This window comes from Gimesia chilikensis (assembly GCF_007744075.1).
GTDB lineage: Bacteria > Planctomycetota > Planctomycetia > Planctomycetales > Planctomycetaceae > Gimesia > Gimesia chilikensis_A.
In genome coordinates this window covers 4627033-4650676 of record NZ_CP036266.1, presented here as the reverse complement: position 1 = coordinate 4650676, position 23644 = coordinate 4627033, and the positions used below count along the sequence as shown (strand labels likewise).

The following is a 23644-nucleotide window of genomic DNA, read 5'->3' as shown; positions in this document are numbered from 1 at the left end:
TCGTGGCATGTAAGAGCTGCGTCAACTTTCGGCGATGATAGTGGAATCAGCCTCGGCGTCCGTGAATGCTTTGCGGATCAGGTTGTTTTTACGTTCGATACGTCGGATGCTGCACTTCAATTCGTTTGCGATTTCGGCATTGGTCATGCCGGTCAGCTTCATGGAGATAATGGTCTGGCATTCCACATCAAGCCGGTCAGAGGCTTCTTCCAGTTCCAGTTTGAGCTGCTGATTGACTTCCTCGTAGAAAATCTCTTCAAATGCAGCTCCTGAAGTGGAGCTGGTATAGTCAGTCGCCGTAATCACATTTCCGGCTCCCCGTTTCTGCGTCTGAATCTGTCGCCAGCGTCTGGCGAGTTTGCGGCGGGCGATGGTCATCAGAAATCCCCAGAGGTCATCCTGGTCGGTGAGGGGTGGTTTCGAAGAATCTTCCAGTCTTCTCCACAGGCTGAGAAACGCGCTTTGCAGAATATCGCTGGCACCGACATGCGGTTGCAGTTGAGGCGAAATCCGGCGTTCCACGTAGTCTTTCAGGACCTGATGAAATCGATCCCAGAGATGCTCAAAGCGAGGCGAGATGGTGGATTGCATCTCTTCCAGCACACTTTCCGCGAATAGCGAGAGGTCCTGCGAAGAGTCATCAGAGAACACGTCGTCTGGTGGTTGCTGCATTTTTAAAAAATTGGAAAAAGACTGTCGGATGCGGATTTGTTCTGGGCAGTAACTGATTGAGGGGAAGAAAAAATGCTTCTTTTTACTGCGTCTGTCAGTTCAATTATCACTTTCGGGTTTGGAGTAAGTCAATGACTCATCAAGGTTTTCATGCATTTCTCTGGTCTTTTATCAACGTCTGTTTCTCGCGGGGGCTGCTTGTGCTCCTGCTGCTGGGAATCGGCGCAGGCTGCTCCGGGAAACCAGGGGCCGGGGAACTGACCGAGTTGATGTCGCGTGAGGCTCCGCACCCGCTGGCGATCAGCGCTCGGGAACTGACAATCCTGTCGCTGGAAGCTGACGGGGACCAGCGCTGGAATGTGGAAATTGAATGCGAGGAGACTCCCGAGGAAGACTGGCTGCTGAAACTGGATCCCTCAGCAGAACTGCAGGGGGAGGACTCTCTGAAGCAGAAGTACGAGGCTGCGCTTCAGACCTTACAGAACTTACGTGCGCCCGAAAGTCAGAAATGGATTCCGCACAGTCGCAAGCTCGAGCAGTTTACTTTTCCGGAACTGTTTCAGCTGAGCTGCCGCAAGGGAGAGCCCGTTAAATGGAAGGCGACGGTGCTTGTGGACCGATCGGGGAAAGAGACTCAAATGACCCTGTCTGATCTGCAACTGTCGGATGGGACGGCTGTGCGCGATCTGATTGCCCGCTCCTCTCTGCCGTCCGAGGCGGTGCTGGCGGATGGGGGGCCGCTTGATCCCTTACGTCAATATAGAGAATTGCAGGCAGAATTCGTGGCGGGAGTCGCGCAGGCAAGTACAGAGATGGAGCACAGACTGCTGAAGGAAAAGCAGGCCCTGGAAAAACTGATTCAACATTCCCTGCCACTTTCGGGAAAACTCTTTCCAGCGCAGTCGGAGTCGGAAGCCGTTGTCTTCCTGCATGAACGGGGGAAGACTGAGACCAGCTTGAATGCGGTGGCCATCGATCAGAAAGATCCGCTGTCACGGGTGGTCTTTCGGGGTGACTTGTCTCTGCCTCCAGTGAATTCAGACGCGTCACAGAAGTTACGCCGGGTTCATGACGGCTGGATGTTGATCCTCAATAACGAAGATCCCAGTCTCTCGCGGATGGCACGCAAGGTGCGGGAAAACCGGATTCTGTTTTACGATCCCGCCAGTAATTTGTATCAACTGTCCGATGCACGCCGGAGCGAGACGCTGCAGGTGGCGACCGATTCAGAGGTGGCGCAAGCGTTAGCGGGGAGAAGTCGTGAGCAGGAAATCGTGGAAGGGGCACAACACACGGGGCGCGAGTCCATCGTCGGCCAGGCAGACCGGGCGGTGGTCATGTCGATTACCGGCTATGAAGCGGAAACGGGGAACATGCGCGTGGTCATTGAAGATGCGCAGACCCCTTTTACCTTTGCGGTATTTGAAGGCAAGTTGCAACTGGAGGCACCGCATCATCTGGGAATCCCGATTCGGCTGCAGCAGGTCACCAGCCATACGCATCCCAGTCAGCGCAAACCAAAATCGGGACTCTTTACCCATAATTCTCGCAGTGAACTGTTACTGATTCCCGTCGAACAGGGATTCCGGGGCCGGTTTGCCGATGCGGAGGTCATGTTCGAACGCCGTTCCGGAGAATCTGAGGTCATCACTGCCGAACAGCGCTGGCAGAATACGCTGGTGCCGGGCGCTGCGTGGCGCGGTGTGACCAAATGGCGAGACGAAGCAGTGAAGCAGGTCACCCTGCGTGTGGCGGAAGTGCGCGACCAGGGCAAATATGTGCGGTTGACTCTTGCCCGGGACGACGAACCGGTGCAGCAGGTCGTTTACGAGGGGGCTCTGCTCAACGGGAACGGGATGATTGATGGCTACGGTCTGGTGATGCAGCAGTATGGGGCGGCGACGATTTATGAACACGACTACTTCGGTGTCTTCTTCAGCCGCTGGGAGTCTGAAGATAAAAAAGTCTTTCGTATCTCACCCGATGGCAAGAAGCTGTATGGCGTGAGTTCCGGAGGGGAAATGTTGACTCTGGAGCGGGATGCTAGTGTGGAAAGTACAGATCAACTGGCGACCAAAGCACGCAAAGAGGTCTGGCAAACAGTACTGACTCCGGGGAAGATATGGGAAGGGACCATCAGAAGTCTGAAACATAAACAGACGGCCGAAGTGAAAATGATTGTTCGTGGTTATGAATTAGAGGGAAAACAGGTTACCTTGGAGCTGGTGCCTAAGGTTCAGCAGAAAGCAAAAGTAGTGTTTGAGGGGAGCCTGGATACTTCGGATCGAGGGACGAACGGTTTTGGACTGGTATTGAAGAAAAAGCAGAAAGTATCGGGGCCTGGAAATGTATTTGGTAACTGGGACACGCAGTTGCAGTTTCGCCTGGATGCGACGGGGAAACGCTTATCAGGGCGGACGAACGATCATGGCGATGTGGAATACCTTGATCTGCGGTTGCTGGAAACGAAGTAAAGCCGAAGAACTGGCCTGTCTCATTCGCTCCAATTCATTCAGGAAACTCCATGATTGATCAACTGCGGTTTGATGATTATCTGGAAATCGATTCGGTCTGCGATGCGTATGAATCGGGCTGGACGCCGGACAGTGCGCTGACGTTGAAATCTGTCCTTGAGCAGTGCCCGGTACCGCTACGGCGTTTTGCCTTCCTGGAACTGTTGAAGGTGGATGTCGAATTGCGGCAGTTAAAAGGTGTTCCCGCAGCCCGCCTCGATTACCTGAAGCTGTATCCCGAATATCGCGAGGCGATTGATGCGGTGATTGAGACAGCGGCGACGGAACCACAGGCGACGCTGGTTTCATCCAGTCTGGAATCCGCAGAAGAGAGCCTGGCGGAACCGGAAAACGCTGAACCGACTGAATCCCACTTCGGTCGCTTTATTCTCAAGTCCGAATTGGGGCGGGGGGCCTTTGGGACGGTGTTCCTGGCCTACGATCCGACACTGGATCGCGAGGTGGCATTGAAACTGCCCCGTTTCGATCAACAGGATCGGGAGCGTATCGATCGATTTCTGGCAGAAGCACAGATTGCCGCCCAGTTACAGCATCCGCACATTGTGGCTGTCTGGGAGCGGGGACAGGTTGGGGAGCAGTATTATATTTCCGCTGCTTACGTCCAGGGCGAAACGCTGAAAGAGTACCTGGATCGCACACGCCCTGCGATCCGTCAGGCAGTCACCTGGATCCGGGATCTGGCAGAAGCGCTGGCTTACGCGCACGAGCAGAATATCATTCATCGGGATATGAAGCCGGCCAATGTGATTATCAACTCGCGTCAGCGTCCGATGATTATGGATTTCGGACTGGCCAAGCGGATTGACCAGGAACTCGATCTGACCTCCGACGGTCTGATTATGGGGACTCCGGCCTACATGTCGCCCGAGCAGGCGCGGGGACAGACCCAGGAACTGGGGAAACAGAGCGATCAGTATTCACTGGGGGGGATCTTTTATGAACTGTTGACGGGCAACCCCCGCTGGTCAGGTAAGACGCACTCTGTGCTGCTTCAACTGCAGACAGATCCGCCTCCCCCTGAGATCGCAGGCCCCGAGACAGTGATCCCCGTGGATTTGATTGCCGTCTGTCAGAAAATGCTGGAGCCCACCCGCGAGGATCGCTATCCGGACTGCCAGGCGATTGCCGATGATCTCAGTCGCTGGCTGGACGGGCATCCTGTTTCGGTGCGTCGCGTATCGCAGATCGAACGATTTACCAGATGGTGTCAGCGAAACAGGGTGATCAGCAGCCTGATTCTCTCCAGTGCGCTGATACTCCTGGTCAGTCTGACGGTTGTTTCTTTTTCCCTGTTTGCAGCATCCGAAGCCCGCGATGAAGCTCGGCAGAATCTGGCTTACGCGGAAATTCAGGAAAAAGAGGCTGTGAGCGAGCGGGACAATGCCCTGGTGGCGGCGGAGGAGCAGCGTAAAGAGTCGGCGCGGAACAGTCTGTTGCTGGCGGGATACAATATTCGTGCAGGGCGCTTTTATGAAGCGGAAGAACTGCTGAAAGCCGTCGATCCGCAGGATCGTGGTTGGGTCTGGAAACTGCAGTCCGCGCGGATTCCTCGCGTGTTGTGTACGATTCCCCATCCGGACGGACAGGAGTTTAAGAATGCGAACGTCTATTTTGACGACATAGGGGAGAAGCTGGCGCTGGCACATGTGGTCGATGATCGCGCCGTGACCTGGATCTGTGATGCCCGTACGGGAAAATTCCTGCAGCGTGTGGGAGACGATTATCATTTTGTGGCGCCGGGGGGAATTGGTTTCACAAAAGGGGGACGTTATCTGCTGGTGAATTTACGGAACCGGATGCCCAACGGACTGCCTTCCGAAGGGAAGCTGGGCGTGTACGATGTCGAGCAAAATAAAATCATTGCCACTCGGGAGAAGATTCGCAATTTTTCTCCCAGCCGATTAGAGTCCGAACAGGTCGTGCTGCAGAAAATCAATGAGAAGGGGCAGGCGCATTACCTGTCCTGGAACTTCATCACGGGAAAAGAGGTCGATCATGGGACCGGTCCGGATTGCTTGCCTTTCAATTTCAGCGTGAACCCGGAGGGAACCGAACTGGCACTGCGTCATAAAAACCTGGTCTCAATTGGTTCGGCTGACCAGGAGCAGACGGTTTCCCGGACAATCATGGTCCGGCTGGGCGCGACTCACTGGAATGTCTCCCAGGATCAGAAGTACGTGGTGGGGCAACTCAGAGATCCCTGGCCCTGGAACCGACGCAATAAAATGGTTCCCGCGGGTCAGGCCGCGGTTGTGCAGTTTCCGGCACGTATGATTTCGGTACTGGAAACTGACGATTCCGTAGCGCATGCCCTGTTCCAGTATGCGGAGCTGCAGAGCATGACCTTGAATACGTTCAACCAGGCCAGTGGTTTTGCGCTCTCCACGAACGATCGCTACGTGGTTTTGAATTCGGGGAACACAGAAAGTCCGGTTCCCCAGAAAAAAGAGATCTGCTGGTGGCACAGAGAGACCGGGGAATACCTGGGAAAAGCGATGGGGACGGCTGTCAGTCCAACAGGCGAACAGTTCGCGACCATCGAAGCTAAGGCGGTCAGGATCCGTGAGGCACCACTGCGCATCCGCCGGTTTCACTCAGAGACTGTGGAGACTGAACTGGCTAAATGGGAGCCCGTTCAGCCTCACAAACGAAATCGCGTCTATCCGAATATCCTTTATGATCAGGAAGAACCCTGGGTGGTAATGATCCACGATCAGGGGCAGGATACGGTGGACCTTGAAACGCGGGTTGTCAGTCTGAAGCATGCCTCGGATATCTTTTATGAACAGGCTCGTCGCGTTGCCTTTCACGCACCCACGGGGATGCTGGCGTTGATCAACGGTAATGATTTTCTGGATCTGTTCTCGATGAGAACCGGTGAGCAGGTCGCTCATCTTCGCTGTGATCCCTGGCCCGTCAATACTGACCTGGATTTTCATCCCGACGGGAATCTGCTGGCAGTGGGGCACGCCGATGCACTCGTGATCTGGTCGATTCTGGAGCAGAAGATCATTCATCGCAATCACGATCTCAAATTCATGGAGGAGGGAAATGGCAAGCTGCGATTTACCCCGGATGGAAAATACCTGTTCATCTACGGAAAACGGATCGACACCAAAACCTGGCAGCCGACGGCTGAGCAACCCTTTGAAACGAACCGACCGATAAAGTTTTCACCGGACAGCAGGCTGCTGTCGATCGATACCCGGGAGGGGCTTGTGCAGATTCACGAGGTCGAAACCGGTCGAATGGTGCATCAGATCGGAACCGATGCGCAGGCAGTTTATTCTCAGTTTCATCCCCGCGAGCCGTTACTGGCGGTCGCGCGCAGTGACGGGCAACTGGAGATCTTTGATACACGCACCTGGGATCTCGTACTCGACGAGCCACTGCCTCGCGGCGAACTGGTGGACCTGGTTTTCAGTGCCGCAGGGGATTCTCTGGCCGTGGGGGTCCAGGCAAAAGGGACACGGCGGTGGTTCGAATTTTCCAGTCGAACCGAGTAGTGGTACCTGAATCAAATGGCACTGTACAAGATCACGAGGGAGATTCCCCCTTTTCAATCTGATGGTACTTCTTGCGAATCTCGTTGATGTTGACCGTGGGGGCCGGGAACTTCATGTCCAGCGCTGACAGGGTTTCGGATACGATGCGGGAGATCGCCAGGTTGCGGAACCATTTGTGATTGGAGGGAATGATGAACCAGGGAGCGTGGGGTGTGCTGCACTGGCTGAGGGCGGCTTCGAAGGCTGTCGTGTATTCGTCCCACAGGGGACGCTCTGAATAATCGCTGTCGCTGATTTTCCAGTGGCGGGCGGGATCGTCGATTCGCTGCTTGAAGCGGGCCAGTTGTTCGTCCGCATCGATGTGCAGGTAGAACTTGAGGATGTGTGTCCCGCTGTCAGCCAGCTGTTGCTCGAAGTGGTTGATGTGCGCGTAACGTTGCGACCAGACATCCTGAGGCACCAGGTTGTGTACGCGGACGACCAGCACATCTTCGTAATGCGAGCGGTTGAAGATCGCGACTTCCCCTTTCGCGGGGGTGGCCCGATGGTAACGCCAGAGAAAATCGTGGGCGGCTTCCTCCCTGGTGGGAACTTTGAAGGCGGCGACCTTGCAGCCCTGCGGGTTCATGGCCCCCAGCACGTGCTTGATGGTGCCGTCCTTGCCTGCTGCATCGCGGCCCTGCAGGCAGATCAACAGCGACCGTTTGTTTTCGGCATACATCAGGTATTGCAGGTCGGCGAGTTGCTGGCGATAGGTTTCGATTTCGGGCAAGGCGTGCTGATGTGATTCATGCTGGTCTTTAAAGCTGGCATCGATTTTCGAGAGATCGACCTGGCTGCCCGGTTCGACACGAAATCTGCTGATGTAATCCATGACGTGCTTTCCTTGATAGACAGACAGCTGCTGCGGTGAAATTCAAAAACTTATTTTCGACCTGCGCTGCGACTGTGTAAAAAACGTTTATACCAGGGCGGACGACCGTTCTCGTGGTTTGAGATTTTGCGATAAATGACCTGCTTGACCAGATCGAGGAGGACCATCCAGGCCAGCATATAGAGCCAGACCAGACCGATCAGCTTCCAGTGGATGGGCGTGACGAACCAGCCAAAACCGCACATCAGTACGGCCAGGATCTGCGTGCCGACGATGGCCGAAAACAGGGGAAGGGCCGGCCAGGGGGGCATGAAGAACGCGCCTCGCGAACGCATGACGAACAGCAGCAGGTGTCCCCCCGCGACGAGTTGCAGGAAAATGATGGTTTGCAGCTGATCGTGATTGAGGCTGATGCGGGCCATCCAGTCGGGGTTCGTGATCCATTCTTCGCCAATCAGGAGCAGGCCGAACGTCTGGACGATTGAGAGCAGTCCCATGAAACTGGAGATCAACAGCAGGCGTCGCATGTTCCAGCGGACTGGTTTGGGGGGCAGCAGTGTATTGTCGTAAGCGATTGTCATAATCGGGACGTCGTCCAGGAGTGCCAGGAAGACGATCATGACCGGCGTTAAGGGGGAGAAGCCGAAAATGATGGTCGAGAGCACGACGACAAACATGATGTCGAGGGTCATGGTGACCCGGAACAGGACATAGTTGATGATGCGTTCGAAGATCTTGCGGGCTTCGTCGATGGCATCGACGATTGTGGAGAGACCGGGCTCGGTCAGAATCAGGTCCGCAGCAGCCCGGGCGGCATCGGTGGCGCCGCTGACGGCCACACCACAGTCCGCCTGCTTGAGGGCGGGGGCATCGTTCACGCCGTCGCCGGTCATCGCGACGACATGCCCACGGTCCTGGAGGGCTTTCACGATCCCGTACTTGTGTTCGGGGAAGACCCGTCCGAAACCGTCGGCCCGTTCGACGCAGGCGGTGATCGACTCGGGGAGGTGGCTCATGTCCATTTCTTTTGTGAACAGGTCGGATGCGGGTTGCAGGTGTGTGCCCATGCCGAGCTGACGACAGATTTCGCTGCCGATGGCCACGTCGTCGCCGGTGATCATCTTCACGCCCAGACCATGTTCCTGGGCACGGCGGATGGTCTCCTGGGAATCGTCACGGGGTGGATCGAGCAGCGAGAGGATGCCGAGAAACGTCCAGCTCTTTCCGTCGTCTGACGACTGGGCAACTCCCAGAGCCCGCATGCCTCGGGAGGCGAGGTCGAGCACAGACTGTTCGCCGCGGTGTTGGGTATCCGGGTCGAGGTGACATAATTCGATGATGACCTGCGGAGCCCCCTTAGTGAATTTCCAGGAAGTTCCCTGGGAGTCGGTCAGGGTGGCTTCCGTACGTTTGCTGACCGGGTCGAAAGGGACGAACTTCTGCAACTGATACTGATCGAGGATGTCTGGCTGTTGCAGACCGGCGATGACCGCCAGGTCGATGGGATCGTCGTCGTCCCGTTTGGAAGCCAGGGCACCGCCGCGGATGACTTCCTGGGGATCGGTGGTGGCGAACAGAATCGGCTCTCCCAGGCTCAGCTGGTTTTTGGTCAGGGTGCCTGTCTTATCGGAGCAGAGGATGTCGACGCCCGCTAATTCTTCGATGGCTTCCAGTCGAGAGACGATCGCTTTTTTCCGGGAGAGTGCCAGGGCGCCCAGGGCGTTGGTCACGGTAATGACGGTGGGCATGGCGACCGGGATGGACGCGATGAGCAGGACCAGAACCATGCGCAGAATGTTGACCAGTTCTTCCAGGTGCCAGTCATCCCGGAGTACGACCTGCCGATAAAATTCGACACCCATCAATACAAAGGCGAGGGACATCGAGAGGAAAATCAGGAAGTCGCCGATCTGGCCTACTGCTTTCTGGGAGTGAGAGGCTTCTGTGCCTGCCGCTGCGACGAGGCTGGCGGTGCGGCCGAAGAAGGTCTTATTCCCGGTACCGATGACGACGGCCGTCATTTCTCCCTTCCTGGCGATGCTGCCCGAATAACCGCTGTCGCCGACTTTCTTGCTGACAGGCAGGGATTCACCGGTCAGCGCCGCCTGGTCGATGCTGATGTAGTCACCTGCAATGAAGCGGACGTCGGCTGCTAGTACTTCGCCGAGTTTAATGCGGATAATGTCGCCGGGAACGACCTCGGCGGCGTCGATGGATGCGAATTGGCCGTTGCGGAGCACTCGGGCCCGGGGAGCCATGCCTGCCTTGAGGGCGGCCAGCGCGTTGCTGGCTTTGCGTTCCTGCCAGAATCCGGAGCCGGCATTATAGATCAGCAGGCCCATGATGATGCCGAAGTCGGGCCAGTGGCCAATGAGTGCCGAGAGCAGGGCGGCGGCTTCGATCATCCAGGGGATCGGTCCCCAGAAATAACGCAGGAACTTCTGCAGATCGCTGAGCTGGTGATCTTCCAGTTCGTTGCGGCCGTACTGTGCCAGGCGTGACGCCGCCTCGGTGGAGGTCAGTCCCTGGGGAGAGGTCTGGAGCTGCTGAAATACGACGTCCAGTTCTTCCCGTTCCAGGTCTGGTGAGTTGTCTGAACGATTGCGGGAGGCGGGCTGGGTAGTACTCATCTCGGGTGCTCTCCGAAACATCAACGGGGGAAGATGGTCCGATACGTTCGCTGTCTGATTTCAGTATAGCATTCCGAAATTCGACCGACACGTCTGCAGACTGTTTTTGTCTATCCGAATCTGAGGTGTCCCACTATGATGCTTTCGTCAACTTAAAGTTGAACCAGAGTGAAATACAGAGAGGCAAGACAGATGGTATTCGAGGCACAACCCACACTGACCGGCAGACTGCTGGAACTGCGTCCGCTGCAGGAGGACGATTATGACGCTTTGTTTGCGGTCGCCTCTGATCGGTTGATCTGGGAACAGCATCCGGCGTCTGACCGTTACCAGCCGGAAGTGTTTCAGAAATTCTTCCGGGACGCGATGGAATCGGGCGGGGCGTTGCTGGCGATCGATCAGGCGACCGGTGCCGTGATCGGTTCTTCGCGCTATCACGGATATAACGAGAGTGCCTCCGAAGTGGAGATCGGCTGGACTTTTCTGGCGCGTTCGCACTGGGGCGGACAGTTTAACGGCGAAATGAAGCAGCTGATGCTGCAGCACGCATTTCAGTTTGTGGATGCGGTGATCTTTCTGATCGGTCCGGAAAACATTCGTTCGCAGCGGGCGGTGGAAAAGATCGGCGGAGTTCGTGACGGCAGCCGAACGGATGGATCGGGGATGGAGAGCTGGCTGTATCGGATTCATGCGGCTGAATACACAGGGCAAAAAAGTTAATGAATGTTTGATCTGGTTCTGATAAAATCAGATCCATACAGTTAAGTGATTCGCCGTCAAATATTCGGAGCATTAACATGGCTGAACAGCGATTTCTTGTCTCTTACGAGGGGGATTGCGTGCGAGTGGTGGTGCCGACGCCTCCACTGATTAAGAGGATGCAGCAGATGCCTTTTAAATCGCTCAATTTAATGGAGTTGTATCTAGAACGTCTGCTGTTGCAACAGGAGACGCCGCTGCGGGCGCTGTTTGAAATTGATGCCGACCGGTTTCGTATGATTTTGGTTGCCACCGAACTGGGAGAGCGAATCGAAACTGAATGGCCGCGAAAGAAGATTGTGGCAATGCGTAAGAACCGCTATGGTCACGGGCTCTGGATACGCGTGCAGGGGACACTTATGGAGACGTATCTGGAAGATATGGATGACGAACTGATTGTGGATTTAAGTGCTGAACTGTGGAAGATGATCAGGAAGTATGATGAACCATCAACGGATGTGAATCCTGCTGGAATCGAAGACACAATTAAGCCGCGAAGCGGACAGATCTGAAGAGATTCTGCTGGCGGATCACAAGTCTGTTATTAATGAAAAATGAGACGTCACTTAATTCTATTGCTCCTGCTGTGCAGACTCAGTCTGTTCGGGAGACTGCTCGACGGCCGTTAAGAGCGATTTTAATTCCGGCCGCAGGGGCTGCATTTCTGGATCTTCAATTAATGTCCGCAGACGCTGCAGGGCTTCGGCGCGGCTGGCTTCTGGCAGAGCGGGCAGAATTACCGGGTAGGTGTTCTGCATGTAGCCGAGGAGCCTTTTGAGTTCCGAGGTACGATAAAGGTCTGATTCGGTCAGGACTTTCAGATTGGCGATCACCACCGTTGCCAGATTCTTTCGCACGTTGTCCAGACTTTCCATGCGCGTGGGGTAGGTGGGATCCTTCTTATCCAGTGTGGGCAGAAATTCGTTGATGAGCTGCACAATGGTGGCGGATAAGCGCAAAGTGGAGCCGATCATTTCGATCAGTTCGCTGTCGGCGACTTTCTGGTCTGCAAATGCGGTGGCATAGAGAACCAGGATCTGATTACTGGACTGCATCAGCAGGATGGCTTCATGCACGCGGACCTCGATGGGAGAACCTTCGTTCTGATACAGGTCCAGATTCTCGGCTGAGGTGATCCGCTCGAAGAGCTTGCCGGACTGAGGGCTCTGGTAACGCGGGAGCAGCGCAGCGTCCTCTTTGGTCAGCTTGCCCAGGGCTTCGGCCGCCTGCTGCATGTCACTGCCGGTCCAGTTGCGATCGTGGGCGGGGACTCCGGCTTCCAGGTACTCAGCTAACGGCAATGAATGATCGTCGGGAACCTGATTGTCACTGGCCGGGGCGACGGGCAGCGGGGGATCGGTGGCTACGGAATCGGCAGAGTCTGAACAGCCAGTCAAGCCGATAAGCGAGAGTAGCATTATTAAAAGTGAGCAGCGGGAGATTGAAGATTGCAAGGTTTACCTCGGGCATCAGGTTGTCCAGTTGATGGGGAGTGTTGGGACATTGTTTCAGGTGCCGGCGATTGAATCAATGCCGTTTGCCGACCTGCCATTTTCCGGCTTTTTTTCAAAATCTAGATATTTCACCGACCGGTTTCGCGAAGCATTACGCCTGATAGGATGTGGACGCGGTCTGCGAACTGAGAATTCGGTTTCCATGGGCGAGACGTTTGTGCATAATGATTGATTCGGCCCGGGCAGTTTCTGGTTCCGGGGCCTGGGAGAATCTCTCCATTTCAAAGCAGAGGGACAAACGAGACACAGGTTAAGCGACCGGTAATTTCAGGCAGTAGTTGCTGTCTGATGCTGAGGGCCATTCACTGCGAGGCGATCATGTCTGAAGAGCACGAACTGATGGAAGGCGATCTGGATCAGATTATTGCCAGTCTGATGCGGAAGATCGATCAGGGGGAGAAAATCGATGCTCAACAGCTGGTGAGGGATCATCCGCATCTGCAGGCAGAGCTCGAAGCTTATCTGGCTGACGTGGCACTGATCGAAAAACTGGCCGGCCCTACTGCATCGGAGCAGTGTTATGCTTCCGAGTGGAATGCGAAGGCAGAGCAGACGGCCCATTATCGGCAGGGCGGTCATTCTGAGTCTGATATAGAGAGCCAGTTGTTGCAGGGGCGATTTGGTCGCTACCAGATTGAAAAGGTGCTGGGACAGGGGGCGATGGGCACCGTGTACCTGGCGGAGGATCTGGAACTGGAACGGCAGGTGGCGTTGAAAGTGCCCAGGCTGGATGATTCCGAGTCGGCCGAAATGGTGCTGGAGCGTTTCTATCGTGAGGCTCGTTCCGCAGCCACACTGCGACATCGGGGGATCTGTCCCGTCTATGATGTCGGGTGCGAGGAGGGAGTGAGTTACATCTCCATGGCTTTTATTCCCGGGATGCCGCTGGCGACTTGTATCGCCCAGGGGATAATCAATTCGCAGCGGAAAATCGGGATCGTGATGCGCAAGCTGGCCCTGGCACTCGAAGCGGCGCATCAGCAGGGAGTGATCCACCGCGACCTCAAGCCGGCGAATATCATGCTGGATGAAGATAACGAGCCCGTAATTATGGACTTCGGACTGGCCCGTCAACTGGGAAAGCAGGAAGCGGAACGTCTGACGGTCACCGGCATGGTGATGGGATCGCCGGCGTATATGTCTCCCGAACAGGTCACCGGCGACATTGATGCAGTGGGACCGCAGAGTGATATCTACAACCTGGGTATCATCTTGTACGAGCTGCTCACGGGCCGGCTGCCATTCCAGGGACCAGCCGTGGTTCTGATCGGTCAAATTCTGACGGCAGAGCCCGTTCCCCCGTCCCGTGAGGTAGAGGGAGTGGCGCCCGAGCTCGAAGCGATCTGCCTGAAAATGCTGGCGAAGAAAATCGACGATCGTTATCAGTCGATGCAGGAAGTCGTCGATGCGCTGACTGCGTTCCTTAAAAAATCAGGACAGACCTCTGCAGCCAAAAGTAAGCGAAAGTCATCTTTGACGCCGGAGCGACAACCGGCGTCTCACTGGTTTGACTTCCGGAATGGTTCTGTGTCAGGTCGGGCGGTGTTCCTGGCGGCTGCATTGCCGATCGTATTTCTGCTGGGGGCGATCGTCCTGTTGTTCCGTGCCGGTGAGCGGACCGTGCAGGTGACGATTGATGATCCGTCAGCCGTGGTGACCATCGATGGAAAACAGCGAGTCAGATTTTCAGGCAAGCAGGGTGAGGTCGAACTGGCGATCGGCCCGCATGAAGTGACAGTGACCCACAACGGGACTATCGTCAAAGGCTATGATCAGTTTCATTTTGTGGTTGCGGAAAACGGGAACGAACCGCTGGTCATCGAAGTGCTGGATCAGACTGCACCACCTGTTGAAAAACCAGTGGCAAAACCTGCCAGCGAAAGTCCTCCCCTGAATGAACCCGATCCCGTGCTGGCCCGACTGCTGGCGATGATGCGACAGAAGCCAGACATGGTTCAGGAGTTTGACTTTAAACGTGGTCCGGAACGGATTGATGTTTCAAATCTCACCTTCCGGGACGGTCGCCTGTTGATCGAGATGAATGCAGGCTCCTATGATGGTGCCTGGCCCTGGATCGACGGGAACGGATCGGGGCTGATTCAGGTGGATGTGAAGCTGCTGGAAGGCGCCGGCTGGCTGGTTAATCTGCATACTTCTGAAGATATCGGTTTTCTCATCGAATTGAAAGATGGGGAAATGGCCGCCCGAGCTTCTCTGTTCGGGGATCGGAAGAATACGTTGATGCCCGGGTACAAACTACTGGAGAAAGAGGCACCGACCCGCGGGGTGAACCAGATCGATCAGTTACTGATTCTGATCGAAGGCCGCAAGATCACCGTGTTCTTAAATGGGAAACAGTGTGGAGAACCATTTACGCTCGATTTTGACATCGGTAAGTACAGTGTGCTGGTCGGGGCGTTGAATAATAACCGGGAGCGGATGACGAAAGTGGAGTACGAACGGATCCGGATCTTCCCGCTGTTGAATGAATCTGTAAAATAAGCCCGCAACCGACAACGGCGAGGCGGAGATACGCCGTCGTTGTCGGGATGCGGGCTCGTTCAGCGGGACAGAGAGCTGAGTCCGGCTAAATGATCATACCGTTGCATGTTCCAGAAAATGAGGACTGAAACGCACTGGTTTCTGTGTGGAGAACGACTTATTCACTCGACTGGGTTGTTCAATCCGCATCTCTAATTCTTCCACGGGGTAACGCAGTTCCTGTTCGACCCAATTGTCTGAGTAAATTGTATCCAGATAGCGCGTGCCGGAGTCATGCAGGATCGCGGCACAGACTTTGGTGCGAAGTTCCGGAATCATGGAACGGACTGCTTCCAGTACTCCGCCGGCCGATCCCCCGGCGAGGATTGATTCATACTTGACCATCCTGCGACAGCCGGTGACGCAGTCGAGATCGGTGACCCGGACGACCCGGTCAAAATCCTGTCCTGCTGCCAGTGGGGGGATGTTTCCCGAACCCAGGCCGGGAATGCGACGCGCGCCACCCGGCCCACCAAACAGGAGACTGCCTGCGGCATCGACGGCAATCACTTTGGTCTGGCGCCCCCGTTTCGTGAAGTATTCCTGACAGCCACGCGCCGCACCAACACTGCTGGTGGCGACAAACAGGTAATCGATTTCTCCCTGCAGAGCTGCATCGACTTCCTGTACTGTGCCCTGTTCGTAGGCCTGGGGATTCTGCAGATTCGCATACTGATTAGGCCAGTAGGAATCGGGGATCTGTTGCAGCAGTTCCTGCACGCGGGTCAGACAGGCTTTCAGATAATCCCCATACAGGGGCTGTGTGACACGTTCGATGATGGCACCATAGGCTTCCATAATACCGATATTCTGTGGTTGCGCGTGCGGATCGACGACGCAGATCAGGGGGATGCCATAATAGTTACAGGCCTGGGCCAGTCCGATACCCATGTTCCCGGAGGTGGCTTCAATGACCGTGGTGTTCTCGTCGATTTCTCCGGTCTGCAATGCGTGTTCGATCATCGTCCGGGCGGGGCGGTCCTTGGCACTGCCTCCCGGATTGCAGGATTCCAGTTTGGCGTAAAGTTGAACATCCGCCGATTCGAGATAGCGGCGGAGATGAATCAGGGGAGTCGAACCGATCGCGTCTAAAACTCCCTCACTCGGGGCTGATATCGTGCTTTGCTGTTGTTGAATCTCATTCATATCTGGTCTCCGATGAATTCAGAGTCTGAAGATCAATCATTGAAAGGTCATTTGGACAGTAGCGAATCGTGTGCCAATGCTCAGCACCCCCTTTCCCGTTCGATATCTGCTGGCTATGCGGTTTATAAGCAGAGACTGCACTGGTCAGCTGGTCGCTGGTCAATCAATGCGGTCGTCAGGCTGGCATTTCGATTGAGCGCTCAGAGACCAAATGTGGTGTTATATGGAAGAAACCACTGGCAACGATTCTAAGGAAAGTACCGGATGCGGTTGTTCATCATTGGTGGAACCGGGTAGGATAATTGAAGCATGTCCTGTTCCTTTCAGAGAGCAATGTTCTTTGTGTTTCTGCGAATCGAAAATTGATGAGGTTGGAATGAAGCGACTTGGATTGATCTTATTCCTGTTTGTGATGACCTGCGTGATGCCCGGTCATGCCGCGGAACAGGCTGCATCAAAGGCCCGCCGGCCGAATATTATTCTGATCATGGCGGATGACGTCAGCTGGGAATGTTTCAGTAGTTACGGGGCGGAAGATTACGAGACGCCGCACATCGATGCGCTGGCGAAGCAGGGCATTCGGTTTACGAACTGTTATTCCACGCCGCTCTGCACGCCGTCCCGCGTGAAGCTGATGACGGGGAAATACAATTTTCGCAACTACACGCATTTCGGCTATCTGAATCCCAATGAGAAAACGTTCGGTCAGTTGCTGCAGTCGGCGGGTTACAAGACGGCGATTGCGGGAAAATGGCAGTTGAACGGACTGTATCACAAGGCGGACGGTTTTAAGGATAATACGCGACCGTTCAAAGCGGGCTTTGATGAGTATTGCCTGTGGCAGGTGACCACGGGAGTGAAAGTCAAAGAGGGGGGCGGCGAGCGGTTCTGGAGTCCGCCGCTGGAACAGAACGGCAAATATCTTTCGATTGAAGACAACCAGGGGAAGTACGGTCCGGACATCATGTCGGACTTCCTGTGCGACTTCATCAAAAAGAACAAGGATCAGCCGTTCTTTGTTTACTATCCGAGTACGCTGGTGCACAATCCGTTTGTGCCCACGCCCGATACGATTGGATCGGCACCGCGAACACAGGCTGCGAACAAACAGCCCAAAGGGAAAGCGGCCCGGAAAGCCAACTTTGTGGCGATGGTCAATTACCTGGATCAAATCGTAGGGAAGCTGGTCAAACAGGTGGAGGACGTCGGCCAGTTGGAGAATACGCTGATCCTGTTTACCGCCGACAATGGCACGAATGTGCAAATCAAATCTCAGTGGAACGGCCAGACGATTCATGGCGGGAAAGGTTCGACTACCGACATGGGCACGCATGTGCCGCTGGTTGCTTACTGGAAAGGACACACGCCGCAGGGTGTGGTGTTGGATGATCTAGTCGATTTCACCGATTTCTATCCCACGTTCGCCGCGATGGCCGGGATCAAGCTGGGGAAAGACGATCCCATCGACGGGCGCAGTTTTCTGCCTCAGCTCAATGGCAAAGCGGGAGAGCCCCGGGAGTGGGTGCTGAATCACTACCAGCCTTACTGGGGCCGGTTTAAAGGGGATCAGTACGTGCGGAACGAGGGTTTCAAATTGTACCGTGACGGGCGATTCTTCCATGTGCCCGTCGATTTGACCGAGAGTCAGAACCTCGCCGCAGGTCAGGCCGGAACAGAGGGAGAAGCTGCACGCGGGATGCTGCAGCAGACGCTGTCGACCATTCCCCCCGCGCCGCCGGTCAAGGGAGGTCCGAATGCCGGGGCACGGTCCAACTACCCGGACTGGCGGAACATTGTGAACCCGAATGATTAGCGGTTATTTTTGAGATCAGACCAGAAAGAAGTAAACGTGAAGCGCGCTCCTGTCAAAAGCTTACTGTTTCTACTGTTGCTCACATTGACTGTGGTGTTTCCCGTTCTGGCGGATGAGCCAGCGAGGAATGCAGGCGCACAGCGGGATGGGAAGCCGAACATTGTCTGGATCCTGGTGGACGACATGTCGTGCCACTTTGGTTACCAGGGAGAAAAACTGGTTAAGACACCGCATGTCGATCAACTGGCCCGGGAAGGTGTTATTTTCAGTAATGCCTATGCGACGGCGCCGGTCTGTTCTGCATTTCGCTCAGCGGTAATTACGGGAATGTACCAGACCACAATTGGCGCGCATCATCATCGCAGCTCCCGGGGAGAATTAAAGATTCATTTGCCGGAAGGGATGCAGACCATCCCTGAATTGTTTCGTGCAGCCGGTTATTTCACCACGAATGCCAACCCGGAGGGGACCCGCCAGGGAAAAGAAGATTACAACTTCGTTTACCAGAAAGCGGATCTCTATGATGGATTCGACTGGAGAAAACGGGCGCCCGGCCAGCCGTTCTTTGCGCAGTATCAACTTCAGGGAGGGAAACTGCGAAATGTGGATCGCTGGTATGCAGAAGTCAAAGCCGGTCTGAAACAGCTCGTAACGGCAGACGAAGTCACGCTGCCGCCTTACTACCCGGACCATCCCGTGATCCGCGAAGACTGGGCTGCCTATTTGAACTCTGTCTCCTACACCGATTATCAGGTGGGAAAGATTCTCCAGCAGTTGAAAGAGGAAGATGTACTCGACAAGACCGTTGTCTTTTTTCTGACCGATCATGGCATCAGTCACGCCCGTGGCAAACAGTTCCTCTATGAGGAAGGGGTGAAAATCCCGTTTGTTGTCTGGGCTCCAGAGTATTTATCTGCCGGGGTCGTACGCGATGATCTGATTACACAGATTGATCTCTCCGCGACGAGTCTGGCACTGGCGGGAATCGAAATTCCGAAGTGGATGCAGGGACGCCCCCTGTTTGGTTCGCAGGCGAAGCCGCGTGCGTATGTGGTGTCAGCCCGCGACCGTTGTGATGAAACCGTAGACCACATCCGCAGTATCCGGAAAGGCAATTTCAAGTATATCCGCAATTATCTGCCTCAACGCCCGTATCTACAGCCGTGTAAATATAAGGACGGGAAACCGTTCATGCCCGTGCTGCGCGAATTAAATGCTGCGGGAAAGTTGAATGCGGTGCAGTCTCTGCACCTGGCTGAGACGCGGCCGGAAGAAGAGCTCTACGATCTGGCTCAAGATCCCTGGGAGATCCACAATCTGGCTGGCGACCCGGCATTTAAACAGCAGGTCGCACAAATGCGATGTCTGCTGGCCAACTGGGAACTCGAGACGGACGACCGGGGTCGTTTCCCTGAAGCAGAGGCGATGTACGATAGTGATATGGCGCCCTACCTGGCGAAGAGTCGCAAACGGAATCCGGCTGAGGCAAAGCAGCTGGAAGCAAATATCAATTTGATGAAACGCTGGCATGCTGAAGGTAAATAAGAGAAGCATCTGATTTTCAAAGGATTAATCATGTTCCACCACCGACTGCAGCGACGTGCCCAACTACCCGGGCTGGCGGAAGATTGTGAATCCGTATGATCAGGCTTAGTCGCTGATGATTTAGAGAGAAGAGGATGAACGGAATGGCTTTGTCAGATGAAATGAACCAGGGTGAAATCGATTGGACGGCGATTGCCAGAACTCTGGGAGCGCTGGATGACGACGGACGCGAGTGGGGAAGTAGTACAACTGCACGTGAAGCTATCTGCATGATTATTGGAACAAAACATTTACGTGCTGCTGTTGACCATTACGTCAGTCAACAGAAAGGATCCGAGCTGGTTCGTAATGTTCTCTGGCTGCTTCATCCCTGGTGTGCAATGGAACGCTGTTATGAGATCTACCAGAATGAAAAAGATCCTGATGCGCGGGTCGAGGCAATCGAACTTCTCCGTGTCGTAGCTGACAGAAGAGCCTTGCCGTGGATTAAGGGCTTATTAGAAGATCCTGATGACGGCATTCAATGTTGGTCTGCAGGAATTGTAGATCAACTCTTATGGTCACATCTGGTTGATCCGGAAGAGTGTGAAGAACTTCTTCAAATCATGAAGAATCATCCAAACAAAGAAGTTCTCGAGAGATACTCATTTATCATGGAATTTTTAAATGAGCGGGAAAATGACAGCTGATCAACAAATCAGGAATTGAGATACCATTTTTATTATGAACTTCATCAGGTAGTTACTCATGTCTTATCATCAACTGCATCGACGCGATTTTCTTTATCAGAGTCTGCTCACCGGGGCCTGTGCGCTGGGGGCGGGGCGGCTGGCTGCGGAAGAACGAAAGTTGCCCGTGCTGGGGCAGGGGAAATTTCGTTATCGGCCTGTCGCCAGCTGGGGTGTGCTGGATGAGCGGACGCCGGTGAAGAACTGCAGTGCGATGGTGGTCGATGCGCGGGGGCGGATTTATTTACTTACCGATCATTGTGCGAATAATGTGATCGTGTATGACCGGGACGGGAAGCTGCTGCAGAAATGGGGCACGCGGTTTCCCGGAGCGCATGGTCTGGAGATTGTCAAAGAGGACGATCGCGAAGTGCTGTTCATTACCGATCTCAATCTGCACCGGGTCTTCAAGACGACGCTGGACGGCGAAATTCTGATGGAGCTGACGTATCCCAAGTCGACGGGCAAGTATGCTAATGAGAAAGAGTATCGCCCCGCCTGGACGCTGAATCTGCCGAACGGGGATTTCTTCGTGCTCGACGGTTACGGCAAAGATTACATCCTGCGTTACAACCGTGCGGGAAAGCTGCTGGATTACTTTGGCGGTCCGGAAGGGGGCATCGCCCATTGGGGGCCGCACGGGGGCGTGATTGATACGCGTGGTCCGGGGGAGCCCGAACTAGTCATCGCGATGAGCGATCAGCAGACGATCAAGCGACTCACACTGGAGGGAAAGCTGATCGAGGAGATATCGCTGCCCGGTTCGAATCCGCGGATGATCCAGATTGTGGGCGAACACATGTTTGTGCCCCATCTGGCGGATAACTGGCCGAAAGACCGGGAGAGCAAGGGGTATATTTCGGTGCTGGATCGCGATTATAAAATTGTGTCGAATATCGGCGGAACGGCACCCCGCTATGTAAATGGGAAGCTGCAGCCCATGTCACAGCAGGGGGGCTTTTTCCGGCATCCGCATGACCTGGTGGTTGCTGCGGACGGGGCGATATATGTGCCCCAGTTCGCGTCTGGGAACACATATCCGGTCAAGCTGGTGCCTGAAGTCTGATTGTTAGTTTGTCCGAACAGGATCTGGAAATAGAGATATGAATCGAAGCGCTGCTCCCTGTATTTTACTGCTGGTCAGTCTGCTGGCCTGCCTGGTTCAACCGCTGGCTGCCCAGGATGAGAAGAATGTGCAGCCGGTCGATCCCGGAACGTTGACCGGAAAAGTCATGGTGGGTTACCAGGGCTGGTTTAACTGTCCGAAGGATGGCTCCGAGTTGGGCTGGAAGCACTGGGCCAGGCTGGGGCATCGACAATTCGGGCCGGGAAATGTGACCGTGGATCTGTGGCCCGATGTTTCGGAGCTGGATGCCGATGAACGCTATGCGACCGGATTTCGCCATGCAGACGGCAGCCGGGCGGAAGTTTTCAGCAGTGCGAATCGTAAAACCGTGTTGCGACATTTTCGCTGGATGCAGGAATACGGGATCGATGGGGCCTTTCTGCAACGGTTTGTCTCCGGACACCCCTCCGGACTGTCGGATCCGCGGCTGCTCAAGAATATGAATCAGGTGTTGAACCATGTTCGCGAGGGAGCCAGAAAGTCGGGACGCACGTTCGCCGTGATGTATGACCTGAGTGGTCTGCAGGAGGGAGAGGTTGAGCGGGTCTTTGATGACTGGACGGAACTCCGCGAGATCCAGCGCGTGGCTGAGGATACTCAATACCAGCGGCACAACGGGAAACCGCTGGTCGCGGTGTGGGGCATTGGCTTCAGTGATGATCGGCCGTATTCGCTGCAGGAATGTTATGAACTGGTGAAACTGTTCAAGAGGAACGGCTGCGCGGTGATGCTGGGTGTTCCGTCTTACTGGCGCGAGGGGACGCGGGACGCGGTTGACGATCCGTTGCTGAAGGAGATTATCAAAGCCGCTGATGTAATCAGCCCCTGGTCGGTGGGTCGCTATCGGAGTCCCAAAGAGGCGGATCGGCATGCGGAACAGGTCTGGCAGCTGGATCGTCAATGGTGCGCAGAAGAGGGGCTCGATTTCCTGCCGGTTGCGTTCCCGGGATTCAGCTGGCACAACCTGCACGGGGGGGAACTGAATCAGATTCCGCGGCGGAAGGGAGATTTCCTCTGGTCCCAGATCAAGGCGGCGGAACGGATTGGCTGTGGGATGCTGTATATCGCGATGTTTGATGAAGTGGACGAAGCGACGGCGATTTTCAAATGTACCAATCACCCGCCGACCGGGAACGGGGGCAAGTTTGTCACGTACGAAGGTTTACCCAGCGATCATTATCTCAAACTGGCCGGCAAGGCAAGTCGGCTGCTGAAAGGGGAGCCTGAAACCGGAGCGGTAAAAAAGACCGTCCCGGTGAAAAAGGAAGCTGAGCGTCGACTCCTGATCGGCTATGGGGAAGGGATTCTCGAACTGGACGGGCAGAATGACATTGTGTGGCATTATCAGCAGCCCGGCATTGAAACGGTCTACGATGCCTGGAAGCTGCCGAACGGGAATGTGCTGTTTGCGCACCGGTTCGGTGTGCGGGAAGTCAATCGTGAGAAGGAAACGGTCTGGGATTTTAAAGTCCCTCCGATCAAGGGGCAGCAGGAGATTAATTCCTGTCAGCCGCTGGGTGATGGAAAGGTGCTGATTCTGGATTGCGGCAATCAGAAGTTGCTGGAAGTGGATCGGCAGCAGAATGTGACGTTATCAATCGATCTGCCCGACGGTGGCAAGAATGTACATAACCGGTATATGCAGGCACGCAAGACGCCGCAGGGGACGTATCTGATTTCGTATCGTGAAAACAAGGTGATTCTGGAACTGGATGCTCAGGGGAAAGAGGTCTGGCGGTACGACTTGAAACCGCAAGACCGTCCCTTTACAGCGATCCGGCTGGCAAACGGGAGGACCCTGATTCCCTGTATTACGTCGTATCAGATTATCGAAGTCGATCCCGAAGGGAAGATCACCTGGATTCTGGACAAGCGGGACGACCTCGGTTTCGAACTGTTGTATCCGGTGGGGGTGCAGGTGCGGAACAACGGGAATCTGGTGGTGATCAATTCCGATTATCATCATCGCCAAGGGATGGACAACGACGTGCAGGCGTTTGAAATCACCCGTGACAAACGCGTGCTCTGGAAGTTGATGAAAACAGACCTGGAAGAGGATGGCAAAGTCCCCGTGGTCGAACGCGGCACCAAAATGCCGTCGCATCATCTGCTGAGTATCCAGGTGCTGGGGGAACCGGCGGGGTTGAAGTAGGTTTCTCTGCTGTATCTCTCCTCTCACTGTTGTTTTACAAGTCGAAGTCTACGCTGGATATATGCATTGCTGTTGATGTAAGGCCGTGGGTCCTGTACAATAGA

The 23644-nt window shown here is 55.0% G+C and carries 15 protein-coding genes; 10 read left to right on the top strand and 5 right to left on the bottom strand.

Annotation, left to right across the window (positions count from 1 at the left end):
* Positions 1-21 precede the first annotated feature (21 nt).
* The gene (locus tag HG66A1_RS17465) at positions 22-672 is read right to left on the bottom strand and encodes an RNA polymerase sigma factor (RefSeq protein WP_145186696.1); all 651 of its coding nucleotides are present in this window, start codon (positions 670-672) and stop codon (positions 22-24) included.
* Between the two features lie 131 nt (positions 673-803).
* Here HG66A1_RS17465 and HG66A1_RS17460 point away from each other — a divergent pair, with 131 nt between their 5' ends.
* Both HG66A1_RS17460 and HG66A1_RS17455 read left to right on the top strand, forming a co-directional pair.
* Positions 804-3146: a hypothetical protein gene (locus tag HG66A1_RS17460; RefSeq protein WP_145186693.1), complete on the top strand. Its 2343-nt coding sequence runs from the start codon at positions 804-806 to the stop codon at positions 3144-3146.
* A gap of 50 nt (positions 3147-3196) precedes the next feature.
* Complete coding sequence (locus HG66A1_RS17455) at positions 3197-6712, top strand: WD40 repeat domain-containing serine/threonine protein kinase (protein WP_145186690.1); 3516 nt, start codon at positions 3197-3199, stop codon at positions 6710-6712.
* Positions 6713-6743: 31 nt separating this feature from the next.
* Here HG66A1_RS17455 and HG66A1_RS17450 read toward each other — a convergent pair whose 3' ends face one another.
* Both HG66A1_RS17450 and HG66A1_RS17445 read right to left on the bottom strand, forming a co-directional pair.
* Complete coding sequence (locus tag HG66A1_RS17450; protein WP_145186687.1) at positions 6744-7586, bottom strand: polyphosphate kinase 2 family protein; 843 nt, start codon at positions 7584-7586, stop codon at positions 6744-6746.
* A 50-nt stretch (positions 7587-7636) separates the two neighbouring features.
* Complete coding sequence (locus HG66A1_RS17445) at positions 7637-10216, bottom strand: plasma-membrane proton-efflux P-type ATPase (protein WP_145186684.1); 2580 nt, start codon at positions 10214-10216, stop codon at positions 7637-7639.
* Positions 10217-10408: 192 nt separating this feature from the next.
* Here HG66A1_RS17445 and HG66A1_RS17440 point away from each other — a divergent pair, with 192 nt between their 5' ends.
* Together HG66A1_RS17440 and HG66A1_RS17435 are read left to right on the top strand one after the other, a co-directional pair.
* The gene (locus HG66A1_RS17440) at positions 10409-10936 is read left to right on the top strand and encodes a GNAT family N-acetyltransferase (RefSeq protein WP_145186681.1); all 528 of its coding nucleotides are present in this window, start codon (positions 10409-10411) and stop codon (positions 10934-10936) included.
* A gap of 77 nt (positions 10937-11013) precedes the next feature.
* On the top strand, positions 11014-11487 hold the full coding sequence (locus tag HG66A1_RS17435) for a hypothetical protein (RefSeq protein ID WP_145186678.1): 474 nt from the start codon (positions 11014-11016) through the stop codon (positions 11485-11487).
* A gap of 60 nt (positions 11488-11547) precedes the next feature.
* Here the strand turns inward: HG66A1_RS17435 and HG66A1_RS17430 are convergent, their stop codons facing one another.
* Positions 11548-12393, bottom strand: coding sequence for a hypothetical protein (locus HG66A1_RS17430; protein ID WP_145186675.1), 846 nt, complete (start codon positions 12391-12393; stop codon positions 11548-11550).
* A 414-nt stretch (positions 12394-12807) separates the two neighbouring features.
* On the opposite strand from HG66A1_RS17430, the gene HG66A1_RS17425 reads away from it, so the two are divergent.
* On the top strand, positions 12808-14991 hold the full coding sequence (locus HG66A1_RS17425) for a serine/threonine protein kinase (RefSeq protein WP_232106603.1): 2184 nt from the start codon (positions 12808-12810) through the stop codon (positions 14989-14991).
* Between the two features lie 93 nt (positions 14992-15084).
* On the opposite strand, the gene sbnA is transcribed toward HG66A1_RS17425, so the two are convergent.
* Positions 15085-16176, bottom strand: a complete 1092-nt coding sequence (sbnA, locus tag HG66A1_RS17420; protein ID WP_145186670.1) for a 2,3-diaminopropionate biosynthesis protein SbnA — start codon at positions 16174-16176, stop codon at positions 15085-15087.
* Positions 16177-16552: 376 nt separating this feature from the next.
* Here sbnA and HG66A1_RS17415 point away from each other — a divergent pair, with 376 nt between their 5' ends.
* From HG66A1_RS17415 to HG66A1_RS17395, 5 genes are all read left to right on the top strand, one after another.
* On the top strand, positions 16553-17989 hold the full coding sequence (locus HG66A1_RS17415; RefSeq protein WP_145186667.1) for a sulfatase-like hydrolase/transferase: 1437 nt from the start codon (positions 16553-16555) through the stop codon (positions 17987-17989).
* A 36-nt stretch (positions 17990-18025) separates the two neighbouring features.
* Positions 18026-19534, top strand: a complete 1509-nt coding sequence (locus tag HG66A1_RS17410; protein ID WP_232106602.1) for a sulfatase — start codon at positions 18026-18028, stop codon at positions 19532-19534.
* Between the two features lie 143 nt (positions 19535-19677).
* Positions 19678-20223 carry a HEAT repeat domain-containing protein gene (locus HG66A1_RS17405; protein WP_145186664.1) on the top strand — a complete coding sequence of 182 codons (546 nt, stop codon included), beginning with the start codon at positions 19678-19680 and terminating at the stop codon, positions 20221-20223.
* A gap of 58 nt (positions 20224-20281) precedes the next feature.
* Positions 20282-21328, top strand: coding sequence for a 6-bladed beta-propeller (locus HG66A1_RS17400; RefSeq protein ID WP_145186661.1), 1047 nt, complete (start codon positions 20282-20284; stop codon positions 21326-21328).
* 37 nt (positions 21329-21365) lie between these two features.
* Positions 21366-23540 carry a glycoside hydrolase family 71/99-like protein gene (locus tag HG66A1_RS17395; RefSeq protein WP_145186658.1) on the top strand — a complete coding sequence of 725 codons (2175 nt, stop codon included), beginning with the start codon at positions 21366-21368 and terminating at the stop codon, positions 23538-23540.
* The last annotated feature ends 104 nt before the right edge of the window (positions 23541-23644 follow it).

Excerpts from the sequence above, each read along its gene's own strand:
- HG66A1_RS17465 (WP_145186696.1), bottom strand. The coding sequence starts at position 672 with ATGCAGCAACCACCAGACGACGTGTTCTCTGATGACTCTTCGCAGGAC.
- HG66A1_RS17460 (WP_145186693.1), top strand. The coding sequence starts at position 804 with ATGACTCATCAAGGTTTTCATGCATTTCTCTGGTCTTTTATCAACGTC.
- HG66A1_RS17455 (WP_145186690.1), top strand. The coding sequence starts at position 3,197 with ATGATTGATCAACTGCGGTTTGATGATTATCTGGAAATCGATTCGGTC.
- HG66A1_RS17450 (WP_145186687.1), bottom strand. The coding sequence starts at position 7,586 with ATGGATTACATCAGCAGATTTCGTGTCGAACCGGGCAGCCAGGTCGAT.
- HG66A1_RS17445 (WP_145186684.1), bottom strand. The coding sequence starts at position 10,216 with ATGAGTACTACCCAGCCCGCCTCCCGCAATCGTTCAGACAACTCACCA.
- HG66A1_RS17440 (WP_145186681.1), top strand. The coding sequence starts at position 10,409 with ATGGTATTCGAGGCACAACCCACACTGACCGGCAGACTGCTGGAACTG.
- HG66A1_RS17435 (WP_145186678.1), top strand. The coding sequence starts at position 11,014 with ATGGCTGAACAGCGATTTCTTGTCTCTTACGAGGGGGATTGCGTGCGA.
- HG66A1_RS17430 (WP_145186675.1), bottom strand. The coding sequence starts at position 12,393 with ATGCTACTCTCGCTTATCGGCTTGACTGGCTGTTCAGACTCTGCCGAT.
- HG66A1_RS17425 (WP_232106603.1), top strand. The coding sequence starts at position 12,808 with ATGTCTGAAGAGCACGAACTGATGGAAGGCGATCTGGATCAGATTATT.
- sbnA (WP_145186670.1), bottom strand. The coding sequence starts at position 16,176 with ATGAATGAGATTCAACAACAGCAAAGCACGATATCAGCCCCGAGTGAG.
- HG66A1_RS17415 (WP_145186667.1), top strand. The coding sequence starts at position 16,553 with ATGAAGCGACTTGGATTGATCTTATTCCTGTTTGTGATGACCTGCGTG.
- HG66A1_RS17405 (WP_145186664.1), top strand. The coding sequence starts at position 19,678 with ATGGCTTTGTCAGATGAAATGAACCAGGGTGAAATCGATTGGACGGCG.
- HG66A1_RS17400 (WP_145186661.1), top strand. The coding sequence starts at position 20,282 with ATGTCTTATCATCAACTGCATCGACGCGATTTTCTTTATCAGAGTCTG.
- HG66A1_RS17395 (WP_145186658.1), top strand. The coding sequence starts at position 21,366 with ATGAATCGAAGCGCTGCTCCCTGTATTTTACTGCTGGTCAGTCTGCTG.